The organism is Leyella stercorea DSM 18206, from assembly GCF_000235885.1.
Lineage (GTDB): Bacteria > Bacteroidota > Bacteroidia > Bacteroidales > Bacteroidaceae > Prevotella > Prevotella stercorea.
Genome location: NZ_JH379401.1, coordinates 53,547 through 65,593 on the forward strand (window position 1 = coordinate 53,547; position 12,047 = coordinate 65,593).

Here is a 12,047-nt window from a genome sequence, read left to right on the forward strand (position 1 = left end):
CTTTAACTAACGCAATACGGTTTGTTGCGGTTGTTCGCCTGCGCCAATCTGTAGGAGTAGGCAATCTGTCGGATGAAGCTCAATGTCTTTTCCGAAGGCTGTAGTTCTTCTTGAGTAAAATACTTCATAGGCAAAGCTATTTTATATGTTTTGGAGATGTTTTTATATTTAGTAAACGCAGCCGTTCGGTGTTTATTACATATTGTAGCGAATATTTTTTTCTTGCAGTTTCAGCTCTTTTGTCATCCGCGTCGGTCGGTGCGTATGTCTGCGTCGGTCGATGCGTATGTCTGCGTCGGTCGATGCGGATGATGTTTGCATATTAAAAAAGGTAGCGTAAGCAGAACTATTCCACGGTTCTGCTTGCGCTACCAATCATTTTAGGTGCCTGGTGGACAGTATTTATTGCTGTCTGTTAGGATGCAACAATTGTATAAGTACTATTTTGTTTCGCCACTATAATTAATCTATTTCTTTATAGGCATTTTATAACAATCGTCCCAGCGTCCATAATTATTACCTTCGCAATTACTACCTCCGCTATAACTACTAAATTGAAAATAATAGCGATAATAGAAGGGTTTGTCTGCTGGTGAACCATAATCAGTTTTTGTTCTGACATAAAGCCCCTTATTTCTAATGTCAGCCATTTTACATGGCTTAACCGGATAAAAGAAGCTGTTTATCTTTTCATTGTTCTTTGCTGGATATATAACAATTCCATATTGTTGATCGTTTTCTACAGCATTTATAGCCTTTACTCTTTGCATAGAACAATATTTAGCAAGTTTTTTAGCCTGTTCTACTGATGGTGTTGTAGATGCGTCTAATTCATACTCGTGTTTTATTAAACTACCTAATTCATCGTTGATATCTAAATACGAATTTCCATCAGAATCTTTAACAAAAACTCCTTTCTGCCATTTTGTGCCTGCAAGATATATACATCCGTCAACCTCTTTACCGTCTTCGGATGTGTCGTAGTCACTGATAGTTTCTTTACTTACTTCAAATTGCAAATGTCCCTTCAAAGTGTATTCAGCAATCTCATTTTTTATGGTTAATGTTGGGTTACCAGAGAGATTTGCAATGTCGTACAAGTTGATGTCGCAATACATGCTGCCGTCATCAGCAATGGTTAATGAGTAGCTCTTTTCACCAAAGGTAACCTTTGCTGTAGATATCTTATTTATAGATGCTACGTCCTGTTTTTTAATAATATTGACACAATATCGTACTACGTCATAGTTGAGCGGATTTGTCTGTATAGAGTCTGCAAACTCAGGGGCAAAATCCATTGTTGTGTATTTTATCTCCTTACTGCATACACTTCCGTCTTCTCCGTTTATTGTAGCTATAGTAGATATTTTTACGTTTGCATTAAGTGGTATGTTGAGCTCGGCAGAGTAGAAGTCGTTATTGCCTTTTTTGGCGGCAACTATTTCCTGACCATTAGGACTTTCTACCTTGAAGGCAACTTTAGATACATTGGGGGTTGCTGTCAGTTCTTTTACAGGATGTCCGTATTTTATCTTGCACGAAGTAGGGGTTGCAGATATCACCTTCTGTTCGTACTCACCATCTATTTGTGTGACGAATATATCCGATTTGGTGTATCTTACGGATCTGTCACACTGTAAATTTTCATCTTCCCCGTTTATGGTTGCTATAGTAGATATAGTTACATTTCTGTCATACGGGATATCTATCTCAGCATAGTAGAGGTCGTCATCACCTTTTTGTGCATCTACAAACTCATCTTCTCCTTTTCCATTCAGTTTGAAGATCACCTTTGAGAGCTTCGGTTTACCTGCCACGTGTTTTATGGTCTGTCCGTATTTTATTTTGCAGGAAGTGTGATTTGCAGAAATTACGTCTTGAAGACATGTGTCGTTTGTTGTGACAATATATCCTACTTCGTCATCATAGCTGTTGCAGGAGATAGCTGCAAAGCAGACCAATAGTATAAAAAGATATTTCTTCATGATTAGTTGCGTTTTTTGTTTTTATGGATGCTGATGCCTAAGCCTATGTATGGGTCGTGATGCCACTTGGTGTCGCCGAATTTTCCGGTCAATATTGAGGCATATCCAACCTGCAGCAGCAGGGCTTTATACTTTACAATTATACCGATATCTCCAGCTACGCCTTTGGCACCAGATATACAACGCTCTGTACTGTAATTAGGCTCTTCGTTGTCAGTGTCTATTATTTGTTCGTATGTCTGTCCGAATTCTCCGTATCCAGCTCCTACGTAAGCGAACAAGTATTTGTGGCAACGTTTCATAACTCCGGCTGTAACGGTTGCGTATGTCTGATTCTTCTTCTTGTATATGCCAGTGCCGTAATACCCGTCTTTATAATAAGGCTTTGGATAACCCTCATCTTGACCAAACTCTCCGCCTGCATTGGCAATTCGTAGGTATGCACCCCAGTTGCGACACAAGGCGAGTGTCGCGCCGAAAGCGTTGCAGCCAGTGTAGTTGGCTATCACCATGCCGTACAGGCGTGGCGGACGCTTCTTTAGTGTGTACGAGAAGTCTTTCTTCTCGAACGGGTTGATAGTGATTTGGTCGCTAATGTCGAAGTACTCTTTCTCGTCGCCCTTGATTTTGATGTTGTGTGTGCCGACGATTTTTAGAGTTTGAGGAGTCAGTCCTTGTGGTATGCCGTCCATGATGATTGTGGCTTTTGGCATACTGCTGATATTAGCTTCACCTTCGATAAGGAAAGAGAATTCGGTGTTGCCGGTAGTGCTGACTTCGATAGGGTAGTTCTTTTCAAATAAGCTGCCATATCTTACGGTTACGTTGTGTTGTCCGGTTGCTACTTTTGTGTACATTATGTTGGTTGACGACCAATCGCCGTCAATGGCGATATCCGCACCAGCTGTTGTTTGCAGCTTGATTCTTACCGAGTCGTTGGCAGTCTGCGCTTGTGTAGCGCAGACCGTCATTAGAAGCGATAAGATAATAAGTCCTATTCGTTTCATTGTTCTTGTATTGATGTTTATTCGATGTTGAAATTCATTCGCCAGATGTTGTATTTGCTTTCGCGGTTAGCTCTGGTCGAGAGGAAGTAGATGCTGCGTCCGTCTTTAGCCCAAACCGGACACATATCGCAGCTCGGGTTGAAGGTGAGCTGTGTCAATCGCGAACCATCGGTTCTTACCACGAAGATGTCGGTGTTCACCACGTTGTTGATAGACGATGTAGAGTTGCCTTCAACTGCGAGCCACTTGCCGTCGGGCGAAAGAGCAGGGTTGGCGAAACTACGTTTTTCGTCAGTAAGGATAAGTGTCTCCTGACCTTTAATATAATTGATATACCATATCTCGCTGCGTCCGGCAGAAGAGTTTCTGACGCAGTAGAAAGCTTCCGGGTCATTAGGGATAAGGCAAACGTTGTAGCCGGAAGCGCACGATGTGAGTGTGCCGTCCTTTCTGTCGAGCGACCATACCGACGGACCATTAGCCGACTGGCGTGAGAAGAATACTTTCTGACCGTCGAGTGAGGCAGGGTTCCAATCCGCCACCGAACCGTTGGTTATCTGCTGCATCATGCTTCCCTGGTCGGCGTTGACAGAAGAGATGTAATAGTTGACACCGTTCTGATCGGAGAAGTAGAGTTTGTTGTCCTTTGCCCACGAGAACGAGAGTACGTCGCGGAATGTGCGCTGTGTGGCAGCACCCTGGGCACCTGCGTTTCTCACCATGATGTTTGTCTGACCGTTAGCCTTGTAGAGGTATGCCAGTTTGCTGCCATCGGGCGAGATAGCGAGAGTGCGTAACGGACACCACTTGAAGTGGGCTTCGGCACTGTATGCCCAGCTCGAGTTCTTGTAGTAAGCACGATTGGCCCATGCTGGCTCCTTAGTTGAGTTGCCGGAGATGATACTGTTGGTCGACTCGTCGGTGAGCTTCACAAGGTTAAGACCGCTTTCCTCGGGGGTGAATGCCTCAAGATAGTTGGCTACTTTACTCGAACCGCATGATGCGAGTAATACAGAAACGGCTGCAAAGCCTAATACTTTTACTGATGTTTTCATAATGTGTTGATTTTAGTTGCTTGTTGGTGATTCGTTCGTTGGTGATTGGTTTGAATTGGATGTACCGTTTTGCTGAAGTTGTTTATCAAGTGCCTGTTGGTACTTTGAAGTAGCGCAACTTGCTGCTCCAATCACAAAAACTGCCGCAACGATGCACGAGCAGATAAGCTTTAAAGACATGCTTTGTGTCATAATTATAGTTTTTTTGTTAGTAAATAAATGATGATTGCGATTGAGTAAGACGTTAAGTCGAGAATATCCCATGTGCCGCTGGCAAGCCCCATGAGTTGACAGAACTCGTGCGCTATGATAGCCACTGGCATAGCCCAAACGAAAAATAACCGTATGTGTTTGCCGTCGTTGTTCCATATGAACTCCATTGCAAACATGTATGACAACAACCACATTCCGTCGGGTAGGCTATAGACAACCCATTCAGGAACCGTCTCTATAGGCGGAAGCCAATGTGCAGACCTTAAGGCTCTGAGATCGTCGAGCAAGCCCATCTGCTCAAGCGGTTTAAACATATAGAGCGTTAGCGGTCTATACAGAATGTAAACCAGTTCGCTGATTGATATGAGTAGGGCTGATAGTAATATGTAAGTTTTTCTTTTAATAGTTATAATACCAGACTCGCCGTCTCCAAGAAGTCTATTAAAAATAAAAACTCAGTGATGACCGATATAAAAAAAGGACGTGGAGACTCTATCCGTTACTCGCTCCACAGCTTGAGGCCCTAGGAATTGCCCATTGTAGTCGAAACGAGCAACCCAAGACCCCACGCCGATATGAACGTAGCAGCCTCATCGTATATGTATATAGTCATAAGTGCATACTTACGTGAATGTAAGTACACATTATATATTAATATAATATACCAATGAGGGCTGACAATAGTGTCATACCCCGTGGCATCTATCGTTGCCATGTCCCTTGACCACAATTTGAGAGTTTCCTAGGCTTTCAAGCTGTCAGTGAACAAAGCGCGTGATAAACGCCTTTCCATATATGGTATCTCCACGACACGCAGCTAACCGAATAGCGTTGTCTTTCCCGGCACTTAAAGTGTCATCGGCGTAGAGACAATGCAAAATTAGTGTATTTTTTTGAAACTGCAAATTATTAAAGCTAATTATTTTTATTACTTGTGTACACTGCGGTCTCGTTAAAGCAGACTGACAATCCGTTGGTTTCGTGTTCTTGGTATTAGTTTTATGTGATTACAATATATGCAAAAAACTTTGCATAAGTCGTTCGCAATACGGAAAAAATACGTAACTTTGTCTTCTGCGATAATAGCTGTCGCAGTATGTAAGCAGTTAGTTTTGGAACAACGATAACAACCGAAATATGAAGACAATCAACACACGTCGCAGCATACGCAAGTACACCGATGCTGCGGTAAGCGACACGCTGCTGCGCCGCCTGCTCAGCGAGGCGGAGCGCACGCAGACAATGGGCAACCTGCAACTTTACAGCGTAGTGGTGACACGATCCGATGAACAGAAGCACCGCCTCGCGCCGGCACACTTCAACCAGCCGATGGTGGAGGGAGCGCCCGTAGTGCTCACGTTCTGCGCCGACTTCCGTCGCACTACGCTTTGGGCGGAGAACCGCAGCGCCGACCCGGGCTACGACAACATGCTCTCCTTTCAGAACGCAGCCACCGACGCGCTGCTTTTCTGCCAGACCTTCTGCAACCTTGCTGAGGAGGAAGGTCTCGGATGCTGCTTCCTCGGCACAACGGTGTACATGCCGCAGATGATTATCGACGTGCTGCAGCTGCCTCGCCTTGTGGTGCCCGTGGCTACTATCACGCTCGGCTGGCCCGACGAGCAGCCTGCGCTCACCGACCGTCTGCCCCTCGATGCCATCATGCACGAGGAGACTTACTGCGACTATACCCCCGAGCGCATTGACCGCTTCTATGCCGAGAAGGAAGCGCTTGAGGAGAACCGCGAGTTCGTGCGCTTGAACGGCAAGCAGACCCTCGCGCAGGTGTACACCGACTGCCGCTACACACGCAAGGACAACGAGGCTATGTCTGCAGGACTGCTGGAGGTGCTCAAGAAGCAGGGCTTCTTACGTTGATGGGCTCCGACCCACAAGCCGAAACCATAACAAGTATTTAGATATAACAATGAACAAAGACACGTTCGATAAGCCGCTCTCGCTCCTCGAACTTAACTCGCTCGTTGCAGCTGTCGTTGACATCAGTCTGCCCGATGAGTACTGGGTGGAGGCTGAGCTGTCGGAAGCACGCGAGGTGCGCGGGCATTGCTACATGGAGTTGGTGGAGAAGGACGAATTCTCCAACACGCCCACGGCACGCGCCTCAGCCAAGTGCTGGGCATCGCGCTGGTCGCTGCTACGCCCCAAGTTCGAGCGCATCACTGGTCAGCGGCTGCACGCAGGCATGAAGGTGATGCTGCGCGTGCGTGCGCAGTTTCATGCCGCCTACGGCTTCTCGTGGATAGTGAGCGACATCAACCCCGAGTACACCATGGGCGATCTCGCACGCCGCCGCCAGGAGATAGTGCGCCAGCTGAAGGCAGAAGGCGTGTTCGACCTGCAGAAAGAGCTTCGGTTGCCGTTGTTTGCGCAGCGCATAGCCGTCATATCGAGCGAAGGAGCAGCCGGCTACGGCGACTTCTCGCGCCAGCTGCACGACAATCAAGGAGGCTATATATATAAGGTGGAGCTATTCGCTGCCGTGATGCAAGGAGAAGCCGTGGAGCAGAGCGTGATAGCCGCCCTCGGACGCATATACGAGCGCGTGGATGACTTCGACGCGGTGGTGGTGATACGCGGTGGCGGAGCCACGAGCGATATGTCGGGCTTCGACACGCTCGCTTTGGCGGAGAACGTAGCCAACTTCCCATTGCCCGTCATTACCGGCATCGGTCACGAGCGTGACGAGTGTGTGCTCGATATGGTGGCGTTCGCACGCATGAAGACCCCAACGGCTGCTGCGCAGTTCCTCATCGACAACCTGCAGCGCACCGCCTTGCGCCTCGACCAGCTTGCAGACCGCATTGCCGACCGTGTGCAACGCCGCATGGATGTGGAGCGTGTGCGCCTCGTGTCGCTATCGGAGCGTATTCCCATGCTCTTCTCGCTCGTGAAGACGAAGGAGTGGGGCAGAGCCGACCGCCTTATGCAGCGCATAACGACGGCTGCGAACAGGCAACTCGTGACGGCGGAGACCTATGTCAACACCTTGCAGCGCACCATAGAGGTATCCGCAAGACGAAAGATAGACAACGAGCACCACCGGCTCGAGCTGCTCGCACAGCGCGTTGAGGCTGAAAACCCCGACCGTCTTCTGCGCCGCGGTTATAGCATCACGACGTACAACGGCAAGGCGGTGCGCGATGCCGCACAGCTGCCGCAGGGTGCGCTGGTGGAGACGCGGGTGGAGAAAGGAACATTCAAATCAAGAGTGGAATAGTAGGAGGGTATGGCATCCTGCCATACCCACGCTGCCTTTCGTAGCGGAGGTTTACTAATTATTAAACAAGAAGATATGCCCAAAGAACAGAAATATGAAGCAGCGATGCGCCAGTTGGAAGACATCGCAGCAAAGATGGAGAACGGCGAGCTCGATATAGACTCGCTCAGTGAGCAACTGAAGACCGCGCAGAAGCTGATAAAGCAATGCAAGGACAAACTCACGAAAACCGACGAGGACATACGCAAGATACTCGGCAGTGAGGATTGACAACGCAAGTCGTTGTCTGCTTTTTTGTGCTAATAATGTCTAATATCGCACAAATAGTTGCACGTTTGTTTTATTATTATTACTTTTGCCTGCGGTTAGGGGAGCATATCCCCGCTATGAAAAAGAAACGTATTAAAACCTAAAGTTTTATGAAAGATATAGCATGGTCAGAGTTGTCGTTCGGCTATATGCCTACCGACTATAACGTGCGCTGTTGCTACCGCAATGGCAAGTGGGGCGAGATAGAGGTCTGCTCCGACGAGTATATTAAGCTCCACATGGCAGCCACCTGTCTGCACTACGGACAGGAAGCCTTTGAGGGACTGAAGGCATACCGTTGCCCCGATGGCAAGGTGCGCGTGTTCCGAATGGAAGAGAACGCAGCACGTCTGCAGTCGACATGCCGCGGTATCATGATGCCAGAGTTGCCTACAGACCTCTTCGTTGAGATGGTGAAGAAGGTAGTGCGCCTCAACCAGGAGTACATCCCGACATACGAGAGCGGTGCTACGCTTTATATCCGTCCACTCCTCATCGGTACATCGGCACAGGTAGGCGTTCGTCCGGCAGAAGAGTACATGTTCATCATCTTCGTCACACCGGTAGGACCTTACTTCAAGGGTGGTTTCTCTACCAACCCGTACGTCATCGTGCGCGACTACGACCGTTCGGCTCCGCTCGGCACAGGCATCTACAAGGTGGGTGGCAACTATGCAGCATCGCTCAGAGCCAACCATCTCGCTCATGAGAAGGGCTACGCTTGCGAGTTCTATCTTGACGCAAAGGAGAAGAAGTACATGGACGAGTGTGGTGCTGCCAACTTCTTCGGCATCAAGAACAACACATACGTCACACCGAAGTCGACCTCTATTCTTCCGTCAATCACCAACAAGAGTCTTATGCAGCTCGCTGAGGACTTCGGCATGAAGGTAGAGCGTCGCCAGATTCCTGAGGAAGAACTCGCTACATTTGAGGAGGCAGGTGCTTGTGGTACAGCAGCCGTAATCAGCCCGATCTCTTACATCGACGACCTCGACACAGGTCAGCGCTTCACGTTCAGCGAGGACGGCAAACCAGGTCCCGTTTCAACCAAGCTCTACAATCACCTGCGTGGCATTCAGTATGGCACGGAAGAGGATAAGCACGGTTGGACAACAGTAGTAATCGAGTAAAAATTGATTAGGTAAATATTCAGAGTAAGGGTGCAGCGGTTTTTGCCGCTGCACCCTTATTTGTATATATAAACCAACCCAAATTCCACTTTTAACCCTCCGAATTTGTCTAATCGTCCTTTATTTCGTAACTTTGCATTTTTGAAGTGTCGATGACTTATATTGACGAATTTTTAAAAATACTTCTTTCTGAAGTGAATTAAAAGACAACAATGGGCAAAGGAAAACTGGCGAAGTTCGCTGATATGGAGCGATACGAGAACGTGTTTCAATATCCGTTCTCGGTAGCAGATAATGTGCCGTTCGACATGAAAGGACGATGGCGCGAGATATATTTCAAGAACGACAACCCGATTGTGCTCGAGTTGGGCTGTGGCAAAGGCGAGTACACGGTGGGGCTGGCAAAGATGTTCCCCAACGTGAACTTCATCGGCGTAGACATCAAGGGCGCACGCATGTGGACAGGTGCCACGCAGGCACTCGGTGAAGGCTTGAAGAACGTGGCGTTTCTGCGCACGAACATAGAGATAATCGACCGCTTCTTCGCAGAGGACGAGGTGCAGGAGATATGGCTCACGTTCAGCGATCCGCAGATGAAGAACCCGCGCAAGCGTCTCACCTCTACCTACTTCATGGAGCGCTATCGTCGCTTCCTGCAGGACGGCGGCACGATACATCTGAAGACCGACTCCAACTTCCTCTTCACATACACCACATACATGCAGCAGCGCAATAATCTGCCACTGCTCTTCCGCACCGAAGACCTCTATCATACGGAAGGCCTCGACGCACAGACAAACGAGATTCTCGGCATACAGACCTACTACGAAAGTATGTGGATAGAACGCGGACTGAACATCAAGTACATGAAGTTCGCATTGCCGCACGACGGCGAACTGTACGAGCCAGAAGTTGAGATACCGCTCGACGAGTACCGCTCGTATCACCGCGACAAGCGTAGCTCTAAAACGACTGCAGTATAAGTTTTGAGTTTTGAATTTTGAGTTTTGAATTGTCGGCTACGCCGATTTTGAATTAATCAATTCAAAACTCAAAACTCAAAACTCAAAATTGCGACGCATGTCGCAACAATTCAAAATTCAAAACTCAAAATTCAAAACTCAAACATGACACTATACCCGAAACTCATTACTGACGCACTCGCAACAGTAATATATGCAGGTACAAAGAAAAACCTAATAGAAAGTAATATGCTTGCCGACGATGTGCGCATCAACGGCATGAAAGTGAAGTTTACACTCGTATTCCCACGCGATACCGACCCGTTCATGAAGTCGACTATCAAGGCGGCTGAGGCTGCCATCCACTATCACGTGTCGAAAGATGTGGAGGTGACCATCGAGACCGAATTCCTCTCGAAGCCGCGCCCGGAAGTGGGCAAGCTGCTGCCGCAGGTGAAGAATGTCATCGCCGTAAGCTCTGGCAAGGGCGGCGTGGGCAAGAGCACCGTCGCTGCCAACCTCGCCATCGCCTTGGCACGTCTTGGCTACAAGGTGGGTCTGCTCGACTGCGACATCTTCGGTCCGTCGGTTCCGAAGATGTTCCAAGTAGAAGACGCACGCCCCTACGCCGTGAAGAAAGACGGTCGCGACCTCATCGAGCCAATCGAGAAGTACGGCATCAAGTTGCTCTCTATCGGCTTCTTCGTAAACCCCAATACCGCAACACTGTGGCGCGGTGGCATGGCATCGAACGCTCTTAAGCAGCTCATCGCCGACGCTGACTGGGGCGAGCTCGACTACTTCGTGCTCGATACACCTCCCGGAACAAGCGACATACACCTCACACTGCTCCAGACTCTCGCCATCACCGGTGCGGTAATCGTCAGCACACCGCAGAAGGTGGCGCTCGCCGATGCTCTCAAGGGTATTGACATGTACGAGAATGACAAGGTGAACGTGCCTATCCTCGGACTCGTGGAGAACATGGCGTGGTTCACACCAGCCGAACTGCCGGAAAACAAGTATTACATCTTCGGCAAGGAAGGCTGCAAGCAGCTTGCGCAGGAGAAGGGCTTGCCTCTGCTCGCGCAGATACCGCTCGTGCAGGGCATCTGCGAGAATGGCGACGCTGGTACACCTGCCGCTCTCGACAGCAACAGCATAACAGGTCTGGCGTTCATCAACCTCGCACAGGCTGTTGTTACCGTCGTGAACCGTCGCAACAAGGAGCAGCAGCCCACAAAAATTGTAGAGGTTACGAAGAACTGATAGAGCTGAACGTACAAAAAATAAGTCTGAACGTACAGGAATCTATTTGTATTACAATGACTAAAGAGAAAGAAATATTCAAGCGCGCCGAACTGCTCATGGGCGAAGACGTGATGAAGGCGTTGGCATCGAAGCGCGTCATCGTCTTCGGTGTGGGCGGTGTAGGTAGCTGGTGTGTAGAGTGCTTGGTGCGCTCGGGCATACGTCATATCACGATAGTCGACTGCGACTGCGTGTGCGCTTCTAACGTAAACCGACAGCTGATGGCTACGTCCTCTACAATAGGACGTGTGAAGGTGGAGGCACTGCGCGAACGTCTGCTCGAGATAAACCCCGACTGCGAGGTCAACGCCCTGCAGAAGATGTACACCGACGAGACTGCAGCCGAGTTCCATCTCGACGAGTACGACTATATCATCGATGCTATCGACTCGCTGAAGGACAAAATATCGCTCATAATGCGTGCCTGCGAGACCAATGCCGTGTTCTTCTCGTCGATGGGTGCCGCACTGAAGATGGACCCGACGCAGATACGCGTGGCGGAGTTCTGGAAGGTGCGCGGCTGTCCGCTCGGATCGGCGCTGCGCAAACGCATGAAGCGCGCAGGTTTGAAACCAGCGCACAAGTTCCTGTGCGTATACAGCGAGGAACTGCTTGACAATCGCGGCAGCGACACAGGCAACGACCCCTGTCTGATACAGAAGGCGCAGACAAATGGATCTATGGCGCACATCACGGCTATATTCGGCTTTACTATAGCCGGACTTGTGCTTAAAGATGTGTATCAGAAGACACTTGGCAAGCTGTAATACAATAAAACAACTAAAATAGAGTTATATAAAGAAAAACCCGTTGGCGGAATTAATTTAGCGCATA

14 protein-coding genes are annotated in these 12,047 nt (G+C 48.8%); 7 read left to right on the forward strand and 7 right to left on the reverse strand.

Annotation, left to right across the window (positions count from 1 at the left end; genetic code table 11):
- Window positions 1–2: 2 nt before the first annotated feature.
- The 7 genes from HMPREF0673_RS14975 to HMPREF0673_RS04630 form a co-directional block, all read right to left on the reverse strand.
- Entirely contained in the window at window positions 3–128 is a 126-nt protein-coding gene (locus HMPREF0673_RS14975; RefSeq protein ID WP_007898656.1) for a hypothetical protein, read from the reverse strand.
- Between the two features lie 67 nt (window positions 129–195).
- On the reverse strand, window positions 196–321 hold the full coding sequence (locus HMPREF0673_RS14980) for a hypothetical protein (protein ID WP_007898657.1): 126 nt from the start codon (window positions 319–321) through the stop codon (window positions 196–198).
- A gap of 146 nt (window positions 322–467) precedes the next feature.
- On the reverse strand, window positions 468–1,985 hold the full coding sequence (locus HMPREF0673_RS04615; protein ID WP_007898659.1) for a hypothetical protein: 1,518 nt from the start codon (window positions 1,983–1,985) through the stop codon (window positions 468–470).
- A 2-nt stretch (window positions 1,986–1,987) separates the two neighbouring features.
- Complete coding sequence (locus HMPREF0673_RS04620) at window positions 1,988–2,992, reverse strand: PEGA domain-containing protein (RefSeq protein ID WP_007898661.1); 1,005 nt, start codon at window positions 2,990–2,992, stop codon at window positions 1,988–1,990.
- A 17-nt stretch (window positions 2,993–3,009) separates the two neighbouring features.
- Window positions 3,010–4,047 (reverse strand): TolB family protein, encoded by a 1,038-nt coding sequence (locus tag HMPREF0673_RS04625; protein WP_007898663.1) that lies wholly within the window; start codon window positions 4,045–4,047, stop codon window positions 3,010–3,012.
- A gap of 12 nt (window positions 4,048–4,059) precedes the next feature.
- Window positions 4,060–4,239: a hypothetical protein gene (locus HMPREF0673_RS14155; protein ID WP_007898665.1), complete on the reverse strand. Its 180-nt coding sequence runs from the start codon at window positions 4,237–4,239 to the stop codon at window positions 4,060–4,062.
- Window positions 4,240–4,241: 2 nt separating this feature from the next.
- Window positions 4,242–4,574 carry a hypothetical protein gene (locus tag HMPREF0673_RS04630; RefSeq protein ID WP_007898667.1) on the reverse strand — a complete coding sequence of 111 codons (333 nt, stop codon included), beginning with the start codon at window positions 4,572–4,574 and terminating at the stop codon, window positions 4,242–4,244.
- A gap of 823 nt (window positions 4,575–5,397) precedes the next feature.
- Between HMPREF0673_RS04630 and HMPREF0673_RS04635 the strand changes: the two genes are divergently transcribed.
- The 7 genes from HMPREF0673_RS04635 (at window position 5,398) to HMPREF0673_RS04665 (ending at window position 11,980) form a co-directional block, all read left to right on the forward strand.
- On the forward strand, window positions 5,398–6,138 hold the full coding sequence (locus tag HMPREF0673_RS04635; protein WP_007898670.1) for a nitroreductase family protein: 741 nt from the start codon (window positions 5,398–5,400) through the stop codon (window positions 6,136–6,138).
- A 49-nt stretch (window positions 6,139–6,187) separates the two neighbouring features.
- Window positions 6,188–7,498, forward strand: coding sequence for an exodeoxyribonuclease VII large subunit (gene xseA / locus HMPREF0673_RS04640; protein WP_007898685.1), 1,311 nt, complete (start codon window positions 6,188–6,190; stop codon window positions 7,496–7,498).
- A gap of 75 nt (window positions 7,499–7,573) precedes the next feature.
- Window positions 7,574–7,768 (forward strand): exodeoxyribonuclease VII small subunit, encoded by a 195-nt coding sequence (gene xseB / locus HMPREF0673_RS04645; protein ID WP_022430090.1) that lies wholly within the window; start codon window positions 7,574–7,576, stop codon window positions 7,766–7,768.
- Between the two features lie 149 nt (window positions 7,769–7,917).
- Window positions 7,918–8,940, forward strand: a complete 1,023-nt coding sequence (locus tag HMPREF0673_RS04650; protein ID WP_007898688.1) for a branched-chain amino acid aminotransferase — start codon at window positions 7,918–7,920, stop codon at window positions 8,938–8,940.
- A gap of 212 nt (window positions 8,941–9,152) precedes the next feature.
- Window positions 9,153–9,923: a tRNA (guanosine(46)-N7)-methyltransferase TrmB gene (gene trmB, locus HMPREF0673_RS04655; RefSeq protein WP_007898697.1), complete on the forward strand. Its 771-nt coding sequence runs from the start codon at window positions 9,153–9,155 to the stop codon at window positions 9,921–9,923.
- 144 nt (window positions 9,924–10,067) lie between these two features.
- Window positions 10,068–11,171, forward strand: a complete 1,104-nt coding sequence (locus HMPREF0673_RS04660; protein ID WP_007898704.1) for an Mrp/NBP35 family ATP-binding protein — start codon at window positions 10,068–10,070, stop codon at window positions 11,169–11,171.
- 56 nt (window positions 11,172–11,227) lie between these two features.
- Window positions 11,228–11,980 carry a tRNA threonylcarbamoyladenosine dehydratase gene (locus HMPREF0673_RS04665; RefSeq protein WP_007898706.1) on the forward strand — a complete coding sequence of 251 codons (753 nt, stop codon included), beginning with the start codon at window positions 11,228–11,230 and terminating at the stop codon, window positions 11,978–11,980.
- Window positions 11,981–12,047: the final 67 nt, after the last annotated feature.